At 46.3% G+C, this 21,330-nt stretch carries 16 protein-coding genes; 6 read left to right on the forward strand and 10 right to left on the reverse strand.

What is annotated here, in order from left to right; translation table 11 throughout:
* Nucleotides 1–37 precede the first annotated feature (37 nt).
* Nucleotides 38–4,342: an NACHT domain-containing NTPase gene (locus tag INP83_RS07085; RefSeq protein ID WP_219126871.1), complete on the forward strand. Its 4,305-nt coding sequence runs from the start codon at nt 38–40 to the stop codon at nt 4,340–4,342.
* A gap of 76 nt (nt 4,343–4,418) precedes the next feature.
* On the opposite strand, the gene INP83_RS07090 is transcribed toward INP83_RS07085, so the two are convergent.
* From INP83_RS07090 to INP83_RS07105, 4 genes are all read right to left on the reverse strand, one after another.
* On the reverse strand, nt 4,419–5,279 hold the full coding sequence (locus INP83_RS07090) for a restriction endonuclease (RefSeq protein ID WP_219126872.1): 861 nt from the start codon (nt 5,277–5,279) through the stop codon (nt 4,419–4,421).
* A 97-nt stretch (nt 5,280–5,376) separates the two neighbouring features.
* Nucleotides 5,377–6,180, reverse strand: a complete 804-nt coding sequence (locus tag INP83_RS07095) for a hypothetical protein (RefSeq protein WP_219126873.1) — start codon at nt 6,178–6,180, stop codon at nt 5,377–5,379.
* A 36-nt stretch (nt 6,181–6,216) separates the two neighbouring features.
* Complete coding sequence (locus INP83_RS07100) at nt 6,217–7,044, reverse strand: hypothetical protein (RefSeq protein WP_219126874.1); 828 nt, start codon at nt 7,042–7,044, stop codon at nt 6,217–6,219.
* Between the two features lie 613 nt (nt 7,045–7,657).
* Nucleotides 7,658–7,882 carry a helix-turn-helix domain-containing protein gene (locus tag INP83_RS07105; RefSeq protein WP_219126875.1) on the reverse strand — a complete coding sequence of 75 codons (225 nt, stop codon included), beginning with the start codon at nt 7,880–7,882 and terminating at the stop codon, nt 7,658–7,660.
* 333 nt (nt 7,883–8,215) lie between these two features.
* On the opposite strand from INP83_RS07105, the gene INP83_RS07110 reads away from it, so the two are divergent.
* The 4 genes from INP83_RS07110 (at nt 8,216) to INP83_RS07125 (ending at nt 14,456) form a co-directional block, all read left to right on the forward strand.
* Nucleotides 8,216–8,473, forward strand: a complete 258-nt coding sequence (locus tag INP83_RS07110) for a hypothetical protein (protein WP_219126876.1) — start codon at nt 8,216–8,218, stop codon at nt 8,471–8,473.
* A gap of 139 nt (nt 8,474–8,612) precedes the next feature.
* Entirely contained in the window at nt 8,613–9,905 is a 1,293-nt protein-coding gene (locus INP83_RS07115; protein WP_219126877.1) for a TlpA disulfide reductase family protein, read from the forward strand.
* Between the two features lie 12 nt (nt 9,906–9,917).
* A complete protein-coding gene (locus INP83_RS07120; RefSeq protein ID WP_219126878.1) occupies nt 9,918–13,103 on the forward strand; it encodes a SusC/RagA family TonB-linked outer membrane protein in 3,186 nt (1,061 codons plus the stop codon).
* A gap of 3 nt (nt 13,104–13,106) precedes the next feature.
* On the forward strand, nt 13,107–14,456 hold the full coding sequence (locus INP83_RS07125; protein WP_219126879.1) for a RagB/SusD family nutrient uptake outer membrane protein: 1,350 nt from the start codon (nt 13,107–13,109) through the stop codon (nt 14,454–14,456).
* Nucleotides 14,457–14,490: 34 nt separating this feature from the next.
* Here INP83_RS07125 and INP83_RS07130 read toward each other — a convergent pair whose 3' ends face one another.
* Nucleotides 14,491–14,781, reverse strand: coding sequence for a hypothetical protein (locus tag INP83_RS07130; RefSeq protein ID WP_219126880.1), 291 nt, complete (start codon nt 14,779–14,781; stop codon nt 14,491–14,493).
* Nucleotides 14,782–14,922: 141 nt separating this feature from the next.
* Nucleotides 14,923–15,381: a MauE/DoxX family redox-associated membrane protein gene (locus INP83_RS07135; protein ID WP_219126881.1), complete on the reverse strand. Its 459-nt coding sequence runs from the start codon at nt 15,379–15,381 to the stop codon at nt 14,923–14,925.
* A gap of 417 nt (nt 15,382–15,798) precedes the next feature.
* On the opposite strand from INP83_RS07135, the gene INP83_RS07140 reads away from it, so the two are divergent.
* Nucleotides 15,799–17,187 (forward strand): HAMP domain-containing protein, encoded by a 1,389-nt coding sequence (locus INP83_RS07140; RefSeq protein WP_219126882.1) that lies wholly within the window; start codon nt 15,799–15,801, stop codon nt 17,185–17,187.
* 69 nt (nt 17,188–17,256) lie between these two features.
* Here the strand turns inward: INP83_RS07140 and mobC are convergent, their stop codons facing one another.
* The 4 genes from mobC to INP83_RS07160 form a co-directional block, all read right to left on the reverse strand.
* Nucleotides 17,257–19,197, reverse strand: coding sequence for a conjugal transfer protein MobC (gene mobC / locus INP83_RS07145; protein ID WP_219126883.1), 1,941 nt, complete (start codon nt 19,195–19,197; stop codon nt 17,257–17,259).
* A gap of 11 nt (nt 19,198–19,208) precedes the next feature.
* Nucleotides 19,209–20,417: a relaxase/mobilization nuclease domain-containing protein gene (locus INP83_RS07150; protein ID WP_219126884.1), complete on the reverse strand. Its 1,209-nt coding sequence runs from the start codon at nt 20,415–20,417 to the stop codon at nt 19,209–19,211.
* The gene (locus tag INP83_RS07155) at nt 20,384–20,791 is read right to left on the reverse strand and encodes a hypothetical protein (RefSeq protein ID WP_219126885.1); all 408 of its coding nucleotides are present in this window, start codon (nt 20,789–20,791) and stop codon (nt 20,384–20,386) included. Before INP83_RS07155 ends, INP83_RS07150 begins: the two co-directional genes overlap by 34 nt.
* Before the next feature lie 145 nt (nt 20,792–20,936).
* Complete coding sequence (locus tag INP83_RS07160; protein WP_219126886.1) at nt 20,937–21,197, reverse strand: hypothetical protein; 261 nt, start codon at nt 21,195–21,197, stop codon at nt 20,937–20,939.
* Between the last annotated feature and the right edge of the window lie 133 nt (nt 21,198–21,330).

Raw genomic sequence — 21,330 nt, forward strand, 5'->3', positions numbered from 1 at the left:
AATATTGATAAAAATGCCGACCTTAACCTTACCGATTATGCCAGAAAATTATCAAGAAATAAATCAAAAAGAATTCTTAGCCGACTATGAAGATTTCGCCATTATTCCTCCGGCGAAGTATAATTTTGATCAGTTACCATTCAAAGATCTCCCTCCACGCAGATTTGAGCAATTATGCCTTAAATATTGCTATAAGAACTATGGCATGGAACGCTGTACGCTTTATGGAAAGCCAGGTCAAAAGCAGTTCGGGCTCGATATTTTGGTTACCGGGGAAGATGATGATTATATACTTTATCAGTGTAAACGGGTAAACGAGTTCTTGGGCACCGACCTTGCAGATGCTATCAAAGTTTTTCAGGACGAAAAGCATCAGGAAAAATGGTACGCAAAAACTTCAGAATTTATTCTATTTTCTTCAAATGAATTGATTGAAACCTCCTTTGTCGAGGAAATGGAACGTCAACGCAAAGCTTTACATGAGGTAGGCATAAAGCTAAATAAATTAGGCAGTATCGAACTATCTGAACTTTTGAAAAATGAAGTTGAGATTGTATATGAGTTTTTTGGAGAACAATGGGTTAAAGGGTTTATTAAACCTGAAATATATCAACCCTATTTGGCAAACCTTGTCATCTTACCGGAAAAGAAAATTTATAGTGAGGTACGGGACTACATCCCTCGAAGTTTGACAAATCCCGAAAAATCTAAAGATAGTTTAGGATATAGGTTTTACGATGCAGTGCCGTTGACCGATTATATCAAAGAGCTTCATGCGGATAATAAGCCTGCAAGAGTGATGATTCGATCAGATGCGGGACTTGGGAAAAGTAAAGAGCTGGAACATCTCGCAAATCTTTATAGTAAGCCAGGCAGGTATTATCCGGTCATCATTCGCCTCAAATTGTACCAGGGCGACCTGGAAAAATTAATTGGCGCATTCTATGAATTTTGGAAATCAATACCCAGGTCAAGGCTTTTTTTGCTTTTCGATGGATTAGATGAGGTTCCGAATATTCACCTGGACACCTTCATCTCGCAGTTCAATCTGTTTTTGCAAGAGTATGAAGCAGCAAATATTTTGGCGACTGTGCGTAATAGCTTTTCTCTGCGTTCTGTTGGAGATGGCGTTGACGAGAATAGTGTTTTAAAGCCGCAATATCTCAAACCTCTCGATCAACGGGAAATTGAGAAATATATAGCAAATCGAGGCAATTCCAGTATTCAAATCAAGCGATTTCTGGATCTTTGTGTTGACAGACGTCTGAGCGATCTCCTCAGTAATCCTTTTTACCTCAAAAACTTAGTCGATTTATACCAACATGCGTCCCTTAAATTCCCTGATGACCGGGCTGATGCGATAGCACAGATCATAACTTTAAAGATGGAGCAAGATCGTTTCAAGTTTCCATCAATGCCATCAGCCGATCGCTTTTTACTTCTTGGGAAAAAATTAGCGGTCTATCTGACATTGACAGGCAGGAATTCTTTTCCGGAAAGCCAACTGACCGAGCTAACCGATCTGAATATTTCTGAGATCAGATATTGCTCACTGTTTAGTTGTGAAGAGAATGACAATACATTATCTATCTATTTTGAACATAATAACTTTCAAGAATTTCTTACTGCCGCATATTTAAGTAGTTTAAGCTGGTTAGAACTAAAACAACTTCTTTTCCATGAACCGGCCTTCTTGATTCTTAAGCCCAGGCTGGTTAATACGGCTAATTATCTATTTACTTTGATGGATAAGGATAGTGAACTATATCTCAATTTCTTCAATACCTTGAAAAGTCATAATACCGAACTTCTGTTGAAGTTTGAGAAGGATAAGATTGACTCAAATACGCGTTTCGAGATATTTAGGTACTTGGTGCTGGAGGGTAAACGGGAAGGGATAAATTACCTTCGTGGAAAGTACGAAGTAGAAGAGCTATTAGCCTATGTTCTACACAGTCCAACAATTCTGAATTTTCTCTTTGAAGAGCTTGAAGATCCGTCAAGTTCGGCTATCCATAGACTTTGCTTGTTAGAGATATTGAGGGATCTCAATACAAGTTCTATTATCAGAAAAGAACGAAAATATCTTCACCTCTTACTAAAGAATATCATTAAATCTCAGGAAACGCCGGCAGTCCATGACATGGCGATTGATGTCATGGTTCGCCATCTCTTCGTTGACGATGCAGATATAAACTTGTGTGTTAAGAAATGCCCCAACAGAAACACCAAGATTGTCCGTGAGAACATTCTCAAAATGATCAGAATTGGTGGGGATGGAAAGTATTTTGACTACATTTTAGAAAGCGCTGACTTACTTTTCCGAACTGACAGCAATACTTATTCCCAGTTAGGGAATGATTTTCTCGAAATCGTCCTTAACTTACTCAATCCAATTACTGGAGTTAAATGGTTAGCCTTCGCAAAAACTAACATAGAATTATTAGGAATTCTATTAGATGGTCTTTACGATCCGTCGGAACGAATGGTCATTCAACAAATCAACCTGAAACTTGCCACACTATATAAGCAAACTAAAAATGACGTCATATTGGACGACTATATGGAGTTTGTTCACGCTATACACCGCAATCTTTCTGAAGGTAAATGGGGAAATCTTGCCTTATTCTTTATTAACACTGATACAATTGAAAGGGCATTTTTTGAATTGCTGAAGAAAGAAGATACCGTTTTGTACCGAAGCTCGATCGGTGCAGACCTTGCAAATCCAACGATCATAGATCTTTTGATAGAAAAAGTTCGTTCTGGGGTGATACCTCAAGATTATATAAGATTAACCGGTAACTTTATTCATTACTTTAAACGATTCGACCTATTCAACTACCTTAAAGATCAAGTGAATTTGTTGCTACCTGATTTCTTTAAACCTGTTGTCGAAACACAAGTTAATTGGCACGAGTTGAATGAACGGCGAACTGCGAGAGATTTCGAGCTATTAAAAGGTAAAGAAATTTTTCTTGCAGAAGCCGCAATGATTTTCAAGGAAGTAGCACGACTCAAAGATTTTGAAGATGATTGGTTTAATCTCGAGTATAGTGAGAAAGCTGAGATTAAAAAGATCGTTACCAATAATATTATTTTTCGAATGATCGAACGCGGGCGTATTACTGGCTACAACGCTTTTGTTGAATGGATTGATAAGTGGAATTGGGATTACTACGTATTTACCCAACTGACCAAGTTTGCGTTGGAAATGAAAAAGGTGATACCTGAATTTTGGTCTAATTGGATGCAACTATATGTAACTAATGTATTGTTATCGGAAATAGATTTTAAAAAATCTTTGAAGAAACTTGATAATGGTGGATATACAACAACGAATGGAGCAAGGCAAATACGTGGTCTATTCATGGCTGATTTTATAGTGCTGCCGCAAGACGTACTCTTTGACATACCAATCTCTGACACAAGTGGTTTCAGTCAGTTGAAGCCTTCGCCGGTTAAAAAAGACTATTTATTTTTAAAGGTCATTGACAAAGTCGAAGACGTCGATGCTTTCAAACAGCGTATTCTTGTCAACTTAACAAAAGATTTCCCAGTACCAATAGTACTTGAAACTCACTGTAGCATTTGCAATTACTTACAGATAGTTGAGGCTATACCATTACTGATCGATCATTTGCGGAAAAAATCAACCCCTACAGATGTTAAAGAGTCAATTGTGATTACCTTGAATATGCTTGACATTGATCCGGTCATTCTCGTAAACGAACTAAAGGAGTTGACAACCATTACAGCTCCCTGGCATTGGGAATTATTTAAGCCAGTTTTCAATGAGATTGTTAGCGGGAACATCATTTGGGATCAATCAGAATGTCTTAATTTGATTGAAAGGTCAATTCAAAAAAATAAAAACGAGTCCCGTTTAAAATGGCGACTTATCAAATCTGCACTAAAGTTGGGGTCTAAGAAAGCAGCAGATCAATTCTTTGCATTTATGGGCAACACCAAGAGTTGGAGTGATTATGCAGATGTCGAAGCCAAAGACTTCACTAACGTTGTTACTTATGATCCTAAGAAATTAATAACCAAGTGCATAAGTTTGCTCAAAGAATCGGTATTGAATAAAACGAGAGAACGACCAGAAATGGTCGAACGTTTTGTAACCCAGCTCATAAGGCAAATCGCAGTACAAAGTTATGACCTGATGCTGTTTTCGCTGAGTAGCTATGAGTCTTTGATTGTTAAACTTATCGCCATTAAACCGGAATTGGTTCACCTCCGTTGGTACGAAAAAGATTTGGTTAGCGACTATTACATTCAAGCTGCAACATTCGAAGAGGAAAATACTGTGCTTAACATGATAAGATCAATTACATAATCGGACGCGTTGCCCAGATAATGGTTAGATGAAGCTTTCAGAAAAAAAAGATACGAGAACAGATTGCGAGGTTATCCTAACCAGGATGTGACAGGTTCCAAATTAAACCGCTTTTTGACAATGCCAAATGCCTTTTATCAAATAGTTCGTTCATGATCATCCAAACCTGATCAGTTAGTGCAAATGACCTTTTTGAGCTTTTATCAAATTTTGCAAAGTGTCCCGTGATGGATATCCGTTGAAAAGACGTTTCCCCTTCATCGTGTTTCAAAAGCAGTTTCCGGTTGAGAGGATAATCTATCGTCATTGTTTTTAATAGCTCGCCCCGTCTTTGTCTCTCTTTGGAAAATTCCCCCAGAAATTTACTTAGTGAAATGGTGTTTCCATTAAGATCATGAAGTATTACGTTGTGCATGGCAAACATTTCTTCTTCATTCGCGACGTTAATCCTCTTATCACCAAAATCTACGCTGGTAACAACGGCACGAGAGACAATGGCACCGATGTTAATATTCAGGGTACCGAGCTCAAAAGTCTTGTTGTACGCGTTATCATTTTCACCGGCCTCCCACAATTCAACAAGCTTTATGCCTTTGTAAGCAGCGTAGGTAAGGGTATTTGGCGTATATCCAGACTTGCAAACTATAATGCCACTTGTTATATCTGAATCCTCCATGATACCAGCCAGCTTCATAACGACATCTTTATCAACTTTTTTATTCCAGTACTTACATTCTATAGCGGTGAGTAACCTTTTCTGACCGTCGAATTGTTCAGTTAAGACGTCAACCTGATGTTTAATCGTGGATTTTCCTTTAATTTTACAATTCTGGCCATAACCAATTATTTTAATTCCATCGCGTTTTCCAAGTGAAGTGTAGATATATTTGGTAATAGCTTCGTATTCCTTCCAATCAAGTTCGTATTCTTCCGCCATGACTTTTTTGCGATTTTTTGGGTTGTTAGATGTGGTTTCTAAGCATAATAAACAGTTCCAAATCCTGATTTCCAGTATTAATGAACAAATCAGCAATTTATTTGGTCGGGCCGTTACTTTCGCCGGTTTTGACAGCTCCGAGGTCATCCCATGTTTTTAACTTAACCTTTGCAACATTTTCCGTCTCGTAAAGCATTGGCATTTCCTTGTTATATGGCAGGGCAGCGTGCATTTCTTTGATCAACGACCTTGCTGAGTCAACGAGCTTAAATATTCGCGGCTGTAATAGTTGGTGATCGATTCTATCTTCAGTTTTTATATCTTTCGGCGCGACATTTCGGGTGTGAATGACCTCATTTCTGATATCCTCTAATTTGCTGAACGTTGAGTATGATTTGAATTGGCCGGGGTCCTTCATTTTTAAAGCGTTCGGTAAAATTTGCCTGAGCTTTTGTGTCGTGGATTTCCACCGCTGAATTTCCTTTACATCCCATATTCTCTCACCATCTTTTCCTTTTTCAGTGTAGCTATATCCCGGTGGTATCAACGCATTACATAAGCATTCGACAGCAGTGTAAGCCATGATAATAGCAACCTTCACATGCTCAAAGTAATCATATATCTGGGTTATTTCGTCGTTGGCCAAAACGTAAAGAGTTCGAGTTGAGAGCTTTGGTTCGATTAGATTTTGATAAAGTGACTTTGCGAGTTTCAATTCGCGATCGGATGCGTTTAGATACATTGCAGTGGCATTCGGCATATCGAAACGAATCGTTGATTTGCCAATTCTGAGTGTGGCGATCTCTTGCATAGCAATATCTTCATTGAGATCTTCAACTTCATAGATCAGTAGTTTTGCCTTTCTTTTATCCGAAATATGGTGTGTTATTCCATCTGCCATGTCCTAAAGTTTTTAGTTGCATTTATGATGCGTTATCTATTCGTTATCCAAAGTAAAATCCACGCGTTGATAACCGTAAGAGATGTAAAGATAGGGGGGCTTTAAAGCTTCCTGTATATCGTTTTGAATAATAAATCCTCGTCGATATTTTGTCTCTTTTAAAATTTTCCCTTCCTTGTCAAATTGACGCTCTATTATACCGCTGATTTTGAAAATCTCATTATTGAATGACCCAAACTGTAGTGCTCCGCCAACTGCCTTATCTTTCTCAGACAATATGACTTTTTTGATGATTTGCAGCGGAGTCAATCCGGGTTCGTTTTCAGAAACCTCTTCTCCTAATTTACTACCGGAGCCAAAAAACAATAAGCCATCTTCAGTCAATATTTCTTCGAAGTCATAGGTTATGTTGTCGGGGTTAATCGTTGCAAATAACCTCATTATTCTGACTCTTTTCTCATGCAGACAATATCCTCCGAGTATGATCTCACTAAGTCCGTTTTTTTGAAGGATTGGCACAAGTTCTTCTGAAACCCCCTTGTAAACTTTAAATACCAAAGCACCGATTGAAGGAATTGACAAATCGGATAGATTTGTCATCACAGTTATGTTATTCAAAACTTCACTAATTGCATCTTTGACTGAGTAGGCGTTTATTGAACTTCCCACTACAGCGAGGCCAAATTGAGTTTCGTAGGCCCATTTATCGAAGTCAGCTTTTGAACTTGCAGGCTCTTTTATTCTAAAAGGAACAGCGAACAACTTGATGCCTTTATCCATGTAACCTGCGTCTCCAAAGGAAATCCTTGAATCAGCACTAAATGAAACTCTCTCGCCATCTCTCTTAACAATTACTAACGTCATTATATAGATTTCTAGAAACTAAGCTAAATAAAAGTAATATATCAATGTAACGATTTTGACGACACCCTTGTATGCGCTTGGTTGAGCTCGAAACAGTTACCCGGTCAAAACCATCCGGATTTTTTTAGTATTTTCGGGTCTATATCGGTATTTTTGTACCATTAGAGAGGTGAAACACTAAAACGGCGACCATGGCCTGATGAATTCATCGTAAGCAATTGAAATTTTGCACGAAATAGAAATATGTGAGTGTTGCCCAGGTGAGCGCAAGATTTAATTAATGCAGTTTCTTCGCAAAAGAAAGAATGTCTTATCTATAGGCGATTTATAGCTTCGTATAGCACATTCCGGCATTTGTATGGACGATAGGTTCATCCTAACTTCCGAAGTAGCTCAAAGTAGTTCCCATGTGCAAAGCACAATATCTAGTTTTTTGACACCGAAACAAAATTAAATGATAGTCAAGAACAGATAACTATTTATTATCTACGTTAAATCTTGGAGAGATAGACATTCCTTTTAGCCCAACAAAATCTAAGCGTTAAGGATTGCAGGGTATAGCCCGCAGTACAACGAGGACTTGTAACGAAAAGCCTGGGCCGGAGGCAACGCCCTATTCAAAGTCTAACAAATCCTTTGCCGTTAGTGAAAAACCTTCAGCTATTTTTCGAAGAGTTTTTAAGCGGATATCAACTCTTCCTTTTTCAATATTGATGAGTTGATGGTGTTCAATATCTGCGATCAATGCGAATTCTCTTACGCCCAAATTTTTAGCAACACGAAGACCCTCGATCTTCTTGCCCAAGCGTTTTTTAAATTCTTCATCACTAATTGACATTAGTGAAAGATGAACTTAGTTGGAAAAAATATTGGTACATAATTTTGTACCAGTGGCCAACTTTTTATACATTAGTGTTTTAGATAAAAAATAGATGTAAATCTTTAATTATTTTTGCGACTCTTCATGATTTTTAAGAAGCATTCGCACTTAAACTCGCTCTGGAAAACTGGTAATTTTATAGAACCGAGTCGATAAGTGGAATGCTCACGCTATAGGCGTGGGCTCACTTATTGGTTCATGGTATACCAGTACCTCCAGAGCAATAAGACGGGTTCCACGCCTTCCTTTTGCTTCGCAAACAAGACGTCACCCTTCTTTAACAAACAGGGTATGGCCAAAGTCAAAACCATTTATTCCGCACCGATGCTCAGCGCCCGACAGGCGATGGACAAGCTGCTGCTTTCCATCGGGGACGAAGAGGTACGTGCGGAACTCCAGAAATGGCTTCATGACGGCCTTACCGGCAGCGGTTCCACGCTGCACCGACTCCGTCCGGAACAACTCACGCTGTTCCTGGACAAACTGCCCGATCTTCTGCTCGCGCTGTACTGCCAACAACAGGAAGATCAGAAAGGAGAGCGACCATGAACCCTTTCAAAAAAGATCCCTGGTTCTACGTCCTGTGCCCGCCGGACTAAATAGCCGGTCAACGGCAACCTATGTCAGTTAATAGTTAAATACCGGTTGCCGTTCTCCTTTCCTTTTTACTTACCCGAACTAAACGAACATGAAAAAATCGATACTCCTAAGTGTCCTGGCCGCGCTTTGCCTTTTCGGCAGCGTGAAAGGACAGCAAACGACCGGCCTGCAGACCGGCGACCAGGTCCCGGACCTGCTGATGACGAATGTCATTTATTCCCCTCAAAATCCCTTAAAACTCTCCGATTATAAAGGCAAACTCCTGCTGCTCGACTTCTGGGCCAGCTGGTGTTCCAGCTGTATAGAGAACCTGCCGAGGATCGAAGGAATTGCAGCAAAATACAAAGACCGGTTCGCGGTACTGGGCGTTGACGATGAACCCAGGGCTAAGATCGAACAATTCTTTAAGACCAAGAGCCACAACGGCCAGCCCTATGAGTTCACGACGACCTATGCCGACACCACGCTGAGAAAATGGTTCCCGCACCAGACGATCCCCCATTGCGTATGGATAGCCCCCAACGGGACGGTGATCGCTATCACGGGTGCCGCAGAGGTTACCGAACAAAGCGTACTGGCTGCGCTGGACAAGCACCCGCTGCAATTGACGACGAAGAAAGACATCGATCCGCAGCAGCCCCTTTTTCTGAACCAATGGTTCACGGCGGACAGCCTGCAAAGCTACTTCCTGTATGTCAAAGGCTCATACCCCGGAACCGGTACCAGCTCCCCGGTGCGGATACGGGGAAAAGATACGATCGGCCAGGCTTTCACGAATATGGATGTGCTGACGATGTACGAGACCACGGCTACGAGGCAGCTCAAAAAGTGGGGCGAGAACTATAACACGAAACGCCTGCTGCTGGAAACACCCGATTCAACGAAACTCCGCCTCGAGAACCACCAGGTCAGGTATGTGCAAAGCAACCCGAGCCCTTATGCCAACAATGTGGATATGATCGTGCCCAGGTCACAAAAGGACTCCGTGTTCCTGCTGCTGCTGAAAGCGCTGAACCAGGCTACCGGTTACCAGGCCCGGCTGGAAAAAAGAATGACCACCGTGCTTGCCCTGCAACGGACCGGCAAAGACCAGGAGCTGATCAGCAAAGGCGGATCGCCCGTTTATTTGCAATTCAACCAGGGCCCGGCCAAAGCGACCAACCAACCCATCAGTGCGATCATCGCCAGGCTGAACAGCCTGCCGGAGATCAAGCCCCTCATCACGGATGAGACCGGCATCAGCACGAAGGTCGACCTGACATTCTCCGGGAAAACCGATCTCAAAACGATCAATGAAGACCTCGAGAGACAAGGCCTGCGTCTGACCCCGAGAAAGGTCATGCTCAACAGGCTGGTCATCAGCGGACATGCCAAAAATTAAACCCTAATTCCCATGAACAAGATCATCCTCATCCTATTCACGATTTTCAGCCTGCAGGCGGGAACAGCATCCGCGCAGCAGCGCTTCAGCGGCACGGTCCGTTCCGCGACGACCCAGGCCCCGGTCTACGGGGCGACCATCAGCACCGGGGGCAAAGCCCTGACCAGCAGCGACAGCACCGGTAAATTCAGCTTTACCCTCCCGGACAAACAGGTCACCATCCAGGTCAGCAATGTTGGCTTTATCGGCAGGCAGGTGACACTCAACGCCGGATCCCCGGCAGTCATCCAACTCGAAGAGACCGCTTCCCAGTTGTCCGAGGTCACAGTCTCGACTGGTTACCAGCAACTGCCGAGGGAACGGGCGACCGGCAGTTTCGCCCAGATCAGCAAACCCCTGTTCAACCAGCAGGTATCCACGACAGTGCTGCAACGCCTGGAAACGATCACCAGCGGATTACAGGTAGACCGTTCCACCAGCGCGGCGGGCAAGATTCAGATCAGGGGACTGAGTTCCATCAGCGGCCCGCAGGCACCGCTGATCGTGCTGGACAATTTTCCTTACGAAGGCAGCCTGGATAACATTAACCCGAACGATGTCGAAAGCATCACGGTGCTCAAGGATGCCGCAGCCGCTTCGATCTGGGGCACCCGGGCCGGTAATGGCGTAATCGTCATCACTACGAAGAAAGGCCACCTGAACCAGCCGCTCACAGCCGAATTGAACGCGAACGTCAGCTTTGGCGAAAAGCCCCGCCTGGGCTATATCCGGCAGATGAACAGCAGCGACTTCATCGACGTTGAAAAGATGCTTTTCAGCAAGGGCTACTATGACGGGATGCTTAGTGATCCCGGGCAACCAGCCGTCACCCCGGTGGTCGAGCTGCTGAACCAGGCACGTTCCGGCAGCATCACCCGGCAACAAGCCGATGCGGAGATCAATGCGCTGCGTAATGTCGATGTACGAAACGATTTTAACAAATACCTCTACCGCACGGCGGTGAACCAGCAGTATGCGCTTAACCTGATGGGCGGAGGGAAGGACCATTCCTGGCAGCTCTCCGGCGGTTACGACAAAAATATTGACAACCTGCGTGCCGCCTACGACCGTGTCAGTTTGCGGACCAGCCATACGCTGCAGTTCAAAGACCTGCAACTGAACATGGGGCTGACCTATACGAAGAGCAATGCGAACACCGGCGCACCCGCTTACGGGCAGGTGCAATACGGTTACGGCAGTTTGTACCCGTATGCTCAGTTCGCCGATGCAGGAGGCAATTCGCTGCCGATCGTGCGCGATCACCGTTCTTCCTATATCGACACGGCAGGCCGGGGCAAGCTGCTTGACTGGAGATATTATCCGCTGGAAGAATACCAGCATACCCGGACCGGTACCGGCTTGCAGGACCTGGTGGCCAACATCGCGGCCAGCTACAAACTGCCCTTCGGACTGAGCGCCGACCTGCGCTACCAGTATGAGCGCCAGCAAACCGACGGCAGAACCCTGTATGACCAGCAAAGCTATTATACCCGCGACCTGATCAACCTGTTCTCGCAGATCAACCCGGCGAACGGGCAGGTGATCAGGCCGCTGCCCTTGGGCGGCATCCTCGACCTTAGCGTCGGCACCCTGACCGCGCATAACTTCCGCAGCCAGCTGAACTTCCGAAACCACTGGGGAAAGCACGAGGTCAATGCCCTGGGCGGCTTCGAGGTCCGGGAGATCGCCAGCGGGAGCAACAGCAACCGGCAGTACGGCTACAATGATGATAACCTCAGTTACGCTAATGTCGACCTGGTGGGCACTTACCCGACCTATATCACCGGTTATGCCATCAACATCCCGGATAACCGCGCCAATGCGGCCAGGAACAACCGCTACGTATCGACCTTCGCCAATGCTGCGTACAGCTATGATAAACGCTACACCTTTTCGGTCAGCGCCCGGCGTGACGCTTCGAACCTGTTCGGCGCGAATACGAACGACAAATGGATGCCGCTGGGTTCAGCAGGCCTAGGCTGGAACGTTTTCAATGAAAAGTTCTACCACAGCACGTTCCTGCCATACCTGAAATTACGCGTCACTTACGGCCTGAGCGGGAATGCCGACCCTTCGCGGACAGCGATCACGACACTGCGCTACAGTTCCATTTCGCCTTACACCCAGACCCCGATCGCGACCTTTGTGAACTATGCCAATCCCGACCTGAAGTGGGAAACTTCTAAGATGTTCAATGCCGGGATCGATTTTGGGCTGAAGGATAACCGAATCAACGGGTCGGTCGAGTACTTTCATAAGAAAGGCACCAACCTGTTCGGGCGTGCGGAGATCGACTATACCGCAGGGATCGGCACGACGGTGGTGAAGAACGCAGCGGCCATGTCGGGCAACGGACTCGATCTCGAGCTGAACAGCATCAACCTGGAGGGCAGCGTCCGCTGGACCACGCAGTTGCTGTTCAGTGCCTACCATGACCGGCTGGACCAGTATTACCTGTCCGCGACCACCGCACAGAACCAGGTGCAGAGCGTTCCGGTGATCTCCGGCGTGATCGGCAAGCCGGTTTATGGCATCTATGCGTACCGCACAGCCGGGCTGAACCCGCAGAACGGCAACCCCAGAGGATATCTGAACGGGCAGTTGAGCGAAGACTACACCGCCATTGAAAATGCCGACTATTCGACCTTGAAGTATATGGGACCAGCGGTGCCGCAATATTATGGTTCGCTGGGGAATACCGTGAGCTGGAACAACCTTTCGCTGACGGTCAGACTGTCTTACAAGTTCGGATATTATTTCCGGCGAAGCTCCATCCAGTATGAAAGCCTGTTCTCGACGGGTAACGGCCATTCGGACTATGCGCTCCGCTGGCAGCAGCCGGGCGATGAGGCGCACACCCCGGTACCGTCGATGATCTATCCGAGCAATTCGGCACGTGATGCGTTCTATGCCGGGTCCGAATCACTGGTCGAGAAAGGCGATCACATCCGTATCCAGTATGTCACGCTGAGCTATGACCTGAACAGGCAAAGACAGCGCTGGCTGCCGTTCAGGACAGCGCAGGTCTATGTGAATGCCAATAACCTGGCTATCCTGTGGCGCGCCAACAAAGCCGGGCTGGACCCGGAGTATGATTATTCCTCCACTTCGCTGCCACCGTCCCTGCTGATCGCGGGAGGTTTCCGCGCAAACTTTTAAGCCATGAAGAAACACTTGTTACTCCTGATCGCAGCCGCATCGATGATCGCCGGCGGCTGTAAGAAATACCTTGATGAAAAGCCCGACCGATCGCTGGTGGTCATTTCCGCTACGGCAGACCTGCAGGCATTGCTGGACAATTACAGCACGATGAACAATGCCGATCCCGGTTCGGGGGAGGCCAGTGCGGATAATTACTACCTGACCGATGCGGACTGGGCCAGTATAGCTTCGGAACCCCAGCGCAGACTGTACACCTGGGAAAAGGACCAGGTGATCGCGCTGACCAGCAATGACTGGTCCAATGCCTACCGGACGGTCTATTCCTGCAATACGGTACTGGAAAATGCGGACCGGGTCGCAGACCCCAACAATAACTACGAGACCGCCAATATCAAAGGACAGGCTTACTATTACCGGGGCAAAGCCCTGCTGCAATCCGCATTGCTCTGGTGCCTGGCCTACCGATCTTCAACGTCACCTACCGACCTGGGTTTGCCGCTGCGGATGACCACGGATTTTAACACGGAGGTACCAAGGTCGAATAATGCGCAGACCTTTGCTGCGATCACCACTGACCTGATACAGGCGGCAAAACAGCTGCCGGTCACCCAGGCTTCGGCCTATCGTCCCGGCAAAGCAGCCGCGTTCGCGCTGCTGGCGCGGTGCTATCTTTACACCCATAATTATGATCTGGCCGGTAAATATGCCGACTCTGCGTTGCAGATCAAAAAGGACCTGCTGGACTTTAATACCTTGTCGGCCTCGGCTACCTACCCGATCGCCCGGCAGAACAAGGAAGTGCTGCACCAGTCGATCATGGTGCTGCCGCAACTGATCAGCGCGACAAAGGCGAAGATCGACAGCAACCTCTACCGGTCATATGCCAGCAATGACCTGCGCCGGACCATCTTCTTTAGAGACAACCGAAACGGCACCTATGCCTTTAAGGGTAGTTATGATGGCAGTGCGGCGTTCTTTTCCGGTGTCGCGGTGGATGAAGTGTACCTGACCCGGGCAGAGTGTTATGCCCGCGGCGGAAAGATCACGGAAGCGATGGCAGACCTCAATACGCTGCTGGTCAACCGTTACAAGAAGGGAGCCTTTATTCCCCTGCAAGCCGCAACGGCAACTGATGCACTGCGCTTCGTCCTGGTAGAAAGAAGGAAAGAATTATTGATGCGGGGCATCCGATGGATGGATATCAAAAGACTGAATACCGAGGGGGCTAACATCGCACTGCAACGAAAGCTCAACGGCGCGAATTACCTGCTGCCGCCGAACGATCTGCGGTATGCGATCGCTATCCCGGAGAACCTGATGCGCTTTGGGATCGAACAGAACCCGCGGTAAACAAAAAGGGAGAGCGCCGCTCTCCCTTTTTGCATTAATTCTTGGTCGCTGCCGCATCTGCCAGCACCTGTTCATCTTCAGGTCTTTCCTCCAGCCAGCTGCTCAGGCTCTGGTTGATGGAGATATAACATGGCCGTACATTAGCATTGCTGCAGCCGGTCGGCGGCGTGGTGATGGCGGTATATTTACTGGCATCATGCATTTCCGCTGCCGTACCGTCGAAGCGATAAAGCGAAGCGAAAGTGGTTTTCTTAGCAGGTGTGGTGAATGCGCTGGCTGCGATCGCGATGGCGATGGCTGCCATTCCAAGGATACTTTTTTTCATGGTCATGGTCTGCTTTGTTGAATCAAAAAGCAGGAAAAACTTTAGGTTAAAAAAATGATGGTGCCTACTCTGTTGACGGGTTTTCGGCAACTCCTGTCCATGTTCCTTCACCTGGTGAACGGCTCACGGCATTTCCTCAGATCACTCTTTGCCAATGACGCTCCTTTCCCTGTTAATGGTGTATATGCCGATGCAGCTTAACAGCAAGAAAAAAAGGTTGAACAGGAAATGTACCTTCCAGCTCATGTGTTGTAGTACACCGCCGCAGGCACAGGGCATTTTCAGAAAAAGGCCAGCCGCAGCGACCCCTGCATAAGCGGTGAACAGCGACATGAGTATCGCAGCGATCAGAAATCCTGTTACCCGTAATGATCGAAATGATAGCAGAAAGACCACCAGCAATTCCAAAGGCGGGATCACATAAACCAGTAGGTCAGCGAACCAAGCAGAAAATACCTGGCTGTGCATCTGTGAACTGAATTCGGAAAAACTGAACAGCTTAGCGAAAGCAGTATAAGTGAACAGGGCTATCAGCAACAGTGCACAGCCTTCCGCGATAGGGCTAAGGTAAGATCGTTGATGTTGTCGCACAGTTGCCATGTTCAGGTCTTTTTCATCAAAGTAACCGTAAACTTAAATGCAAAAACAGGTGCAAAAAGGGGGTTATAGAATTACGATCAAAAGCTGCCCAATGCGGCGTCATATTGCCATTTAGACCGTTGATCGACTCAATTAAAGGCAATAAGGTCTTAAATCAAGGCCATAATGCTATACCTCTTTCAGGAATACTTAAACATATCACAACAGGTCACAACTATGGCCCTGATCTAAAAATCCTTAAAAGCACTCCTTTGTGGAATAAAGCTCAAATAAGGGTTGACCGTGAGCAATAATCAATTAAATACCAGTTAAATTAGCAATATCAAAAGAAGCCGGTGATCCATTGTCTGGCGCATCAACTTCCTCGCTAAATGATTTATGTCTATTGCCAACAAACTGTACTTTACGGTTGGGATCATGGCGGTGCTTATTATCATCGAGCTTTGCACTTTGCGTTTCTGCCTGCATACGCTTTCTGCGATCAGGGGATATGTGAATGGTGAGGCACTTTGGTCAAAAGCGCAGCGGGATGCCAGTTTACAACTACGTCTTTATGCAACATCCGGCAAGGAAGTGCATTATCGCTCTTATCTGAAAAGTATGCAGGTGCCTTTAGGTGACCGGCAGGAAAGGATCGCACTACAGCAGGCTAAACCTGATCTTGAAATGGCGAGGGCAGGTTTATTACAAGGCCGGAATCATCCGGAGGACATCGACGAGATGATCAGCCTGATGCAAAATTTCCATGAAGTTTCTTACTTGAAGCGCACGATCTATTACTGGGAGAAAGCGGAGCAAACCTTACTTAAGCTGATCCCTATCAGCGAAGAATTACACAGAGCGATAAAGAGCGGGCGGATCACGCCTGCAGATCGTATCGCTTTTACAGACCGGATCGATCAGATCAATACCGAGATCACACCATATGAAGAAGGTTTTTCTTACACGCTTGGTGAGGGTTCGCGATGGTTGGAAAACCTGGTGTTCCGGATACTGTTCGGCCTTGCTTTGACAGTGGAGGTTACCGGGATACTGATCGCTGTATCGATCAGCAGGAATATTCAGAAAGGTCTTGGGGAGATCATAGCGGTGGCAAAAAAATTAGCCCGCGGCTCGTTGACGGAAAGGGTGAAAGTCAGCTCAAAGGATGAGATCGGGGTGCTCGGAAATGCTTTTAATATTATGGCTGACCACCTTCAGTCGACGATCGATAGACACCAGGTTTCGGAAAATAATCTGCGATCATTTTTTAACAGTACGAGGGCCTGCCACCTGCTTCTTGACAAGGAGCTGAAACTTTTGTATTTTAATCAGACGGTATTAGCATTTGCCCGGGAACATTGCCAACTCGAATTGAAAATAGGACTGGAACCGCATCAATGGCTATCAGCCAGCAGGCTAAAAGATTTTACAGAACAGTGCAGGCGGGCCATGAATGGTGAGATCATCCATGAGGAAAAGGAGATCACCTATCCCGACGGAGAAAGTTTTTGGTGGTCCCTGACGTATGAAGGCGCGCGTAATGCAAACGGTGAGATAATTGGTGTGACCTATCATGCGATAGATATTACCAAACGCGTCAATCAGGAACAAGCGATCATCGCTCAAAACAGATCACTGACGGAAATCGCTCATATGCAGTCCCATGGGATGCGGCGGCCGGTCGCCAACATTATTGGCCTGATCGAAATGTTCGAATCGGATGATTTTAAGATCAGCAATGAAGAGTTGATGCTCTTCAAAAAAAGTATTTATGAACTAGATGACCAGATCCGGAATATCATCGGTGAAACACAGCGCAACTAGCCAGGTGATCGGGGTGGCTTTGTGATGATGAATAAGGAGCAGTCATCAGTAGAGGACATTAGATCATTTTTATTTTGACTTCAACTCCCGGTCAATGATCGATGCAATGTCCTGTTTGATATTTAAATAGTTCGAAAGTACTTTTTCATGAGTGATCTCCCGAAGAACAGGAAGATTTTCATACGCCCTTTCCTCCGAACGGATCGCTTCGTGGTCATTAATAATATGGTTATGAAAAATTTTCAGGTCCACAGGCTCATCCGGGTTATCGGCCACTATACCGACGAACTCACCGGATGAAAGTGTCGCGATCTTTGAGGCGGGAACAGCATAATCAAGCTGGGTTGACCGGCTCACGGAAGTGTCCTGGCTGTTGATGGTCAGGCTTTGTTTTTCCTGGTTGATCTTACCGAACCGCTCGCTCAGTTGCTTGGCCGTATCACCCGTTACCTGGCCGGAGATCACGTTACCTACGATGTTCATAATTACTTCTGCCTGATCCCGGCCATAATCTTTTTTCAGCTGGCTGTAATCCTGGACGGCCAGCGTTGTTGCGACCTTGTTGGACCGCGCGGTCGCGATCAGGCTGTCGATGTTGTTAAAGTAAATGGTCGGGAACTCGTCAAAGATGAGGTTGCACTTGAGCTTGTTCTTTTGATTGACCAATTTGATCGCACGTGCGATATACAGACTCAGTACCGCACCGTACACCTGCTGTTTGAGCGGATCGTTCCCTACGCAGATCACTTTAGGGGCATCCGGGTTATTCAGATCCAGTGTAAAGTCATTCCCGGACATCACATAGTATAATGCCGGCGACGCAAGCCTCGCCATACTGATCTTGGCGCTCGCGATCTGCCCTTCCAATTGGTCGGTCGCCTCGTTTCGCCAGGCGGAAACGAATGGGTTGATCAGTACTTCGACCTCCGGTTCTGTCTGCAATAACGCGAACAGGTCATCATATTCTGCCTGCGCCAGTTCGATGACATGAGGTAAGGTACAAAATTTTCCGTCCTGGTATTTGCGGAGAAACCAGATCAGGGCGGTCACAAAATTGATCGGCGATTGTACAAAGAAGTCGCTTTGCTTTTTGATCCAGTCGCGGTTAAGGCCGAGCATAAAGGTCAGCGATGATTCCATCGCATCGGTGATGTCGTGCATGCCCGCAGGATCAAGCGGGTTGCAGCGGTGTGTGCGGGAGAGGTCCTCAAAATTAATGGTGTAGAACTTAGCCGGGGTCTTATAGCAATGGCTGTATCTGCGCAGGGTATTGTAAGCGATCCGGCTGAGGTCATCATATTTAAAGTCATATAATAACATGGCAAATCCTTTCCGGATGTGCTGGGTAATGATATGGCGGATGATAAAGTAGGATTTACCGGCACCCGGACTGCCCATGACCAGCGTCCCCCTGAAAGGATTGATGATATTGATCCAGCTTTTCCTGACGTCTCCTTTGAGTGTATATGCTGCCGGGAGATTGATGGCATATGGATTTTCAAGCTTTCGTTCTTCCTGTGGAAAGGTCTCATTATAATGGTTGAAGATGTCTGTGTTCAATTCGATGTTCAGCAAGCGGAATAATTTAGAACCGGCAGCAATGAGGATAAGGTAACCGGACACGGTTGCAAGCATGTAAAGTCCGTTCTTGAGATCGACCGGGCCATTTATTTTTAGCAACAAACCCGATAACCAATAGATCATCATACCCATCCCCCCATAAGTAAATACCTCCTTTCGGGTGATCTCCGTGTCCTTTTTCCCTTTACTGCCGATCAGGGAAACGAGTAAAAGAAGCAGGATCGCAGCCTTGGCGTAAAGAACAGAACCGAAGATCGGTAGACGGGCAATATGACCCAAAACGGCGTTAACGATCTTCCAGGTCGCGCCATGATCTTTAAATGTTTGATAACAGCATAGGTACAGATGTATGACCAGCATACTTACACTGAGCAGCCGGGTAAAGTCGATGACCTTACGCAACGCTTGTTCATTTTCTCCCGTTTGCATGATTTTTTGAATTAAAGTTTTAACCTTCTTTTCTTTTTCTTTTTTGGACGGAATGCAGGCGAGGTGTTTTCATCAGGTACCCTTTCAAACAGGGTAGTTAAGATCTGGCTGTCATTATTCTTCAGATCGACCGGTGAACCCGGAGGCATGATGACCTCTTTATTAGTCTGCCTAGTATAGCTGTGATCATCGGTCAATCTCGCTGCGATCGCAGCAGCCGCGTAGGATCTGCCCAAGTCACTTCCATTGAAGACCACTTTATACTGATGATCCACCAGGGTAAATCCGTAGATCATACCTGTGTCTGTTCGCCGGATTACCGCTATGACGTCTGATCTGGCAAGGAGGCGGATCAGATCGTTTACGGAAGTGCTGCGGGATAATGCGGCATCTACCTTAGCCCTGACCGCTTGTTTATCCGAACGCCGGAGCGCTTCATTGAGTTGAAAACGTTGTTCAAGCAACTTCAATGTTGGCCTTTCAAGTAACCTACTAGCCTTGAGCGGCGTGCCGATCTTGTTTCCATTGGCATCTGTGATCCAATACCGCAGTCCGTTATTTCTGTACATGACAGAAGATCTGGTGCCCCGGTCAGCTAATACGTGGTAATGCTGCAGGATCGCATTGAGTTCGGGCAGACTGGTAAAGCGATAATCATTGACCACTGTGCGCACGACCTGCTCCACTGCTTTTTTTGATGACCCCTGACCATAGATCACCGGTTCGATCTTTGGCTTGTTGATCTGGCTTGCCGCCTCTGCTTTGATCAGTCCGAATTCCACTTCGATCGCTTTCCGGGCTTCTTCGGATCTGGTCTTACCCAGGTTATGCAGCGATATCCGGACTCCTTCACGGTCGATGTTGGTCGTCAGAATATGGATGTGCGGATGACCAGCGTCAAAATGCTGATAGATCAGGTAGGGTTGAGCGCCAAAACCGATGCCTTCCATATACCGTCCTGCGATATCGATCAAGCGATCCTTGGACAGATCTTCGCTAACTTCAAAGTTCAGGGAGATATGGACAGTATTCGTCCATACCCGCTGATTACGCCCGGCAAGGTCAGTAAGCCGGAACAATTTGTCCCGGAAACTGAGATCATCCAGATCCTTGCTGTAGCCTACCGCCTCCAATAATTCTGCCCGGCCATCGGCCACCTTTACCTCATTGTAAGATAAAGCGCCCTTCAGGCTTTTTCCGCTCCTGATCTTCGCGACCATATGTCAGCAAATTTTGCGATCCTCGACTTGATCTCCGTAATGGACGGTTCGAGCTTAGCGTTGATCAGAGAAAGCAACCCCATCCATATACGGTGATCGGCCTGACCGTGGGCTGCGTTGATGTTCCGTACCGCCTGGTTCAAATTGTTGCCGATCGCATTGAGTTCTTTTCTTAACAGGATCAGCTCTTCCAGCATATCGTCCATGGCTTTGTCCCGCGTCAGTACGGTGACCGGTTTTCCCAGGATCAATGCACGGGCATACTCACTTAAATTCTGAAAGGTGGTGCGCTTATACTTGTTGACAAGCACTTCCTCTTCACTTGGCCGCAGACGGATCTTCATCCATTTTGACCGGTTCTCGTGTTCGTTCATGATGTCTTCCTTAACCGACTCAGGAGGTTGAGGTCAGACCCGCCCGACTTTGGAGGCAACGGGCAAGATCCGTTTGTGGTACAAACGTACATCTTGCTTCCTGCAAAAAGACAGCAGTGATCCTGACCTTAGTTCAATTCCGGGGTCATTGATTTTTAAAATTCCTATTCTTCAGGTATTCCCTGAGTGCCTGAATATTGAGTTCCTTAAGCGTGATATCTGCTTCAGCAGCGTAGGCCTTTAATAGCTTTTTAAGCGACCAGGGTATCCAGTTGTTAAATCTCGATTTCTTCTCTGTTTCTTTTGTCACGGCTTTCACAGGATGTACTGTTTGTATCGGTGTAGCCGGCGTTTCTTTCTTAAGTTTATCGGCCAGTGAACCGAGCTTGCCTTTATAATCTGTCATTACTTTTCGTTTTATGTAGCATCCTGCAAATGAACAATTGGAGATAAGTAGAATTGTACAAATGAATATTCCTTCAAATGAATAAATGGCCAATACTGCATTTATTCAAATATTCATTTCTCTAAATGGGCAA

Source organism: Mucilaginibacter sp. 21P, assembly GCF_019331605.1.
In the GTDB taxonomy this organism is placed as follows: domain Bacteria; phylum Bacteroidota; class Bacteroidia; order Sphingobacteriales; family Sphingobacteriaceae; genus Mucilaginibacter; species Mucilaginibacter achroorhodeus.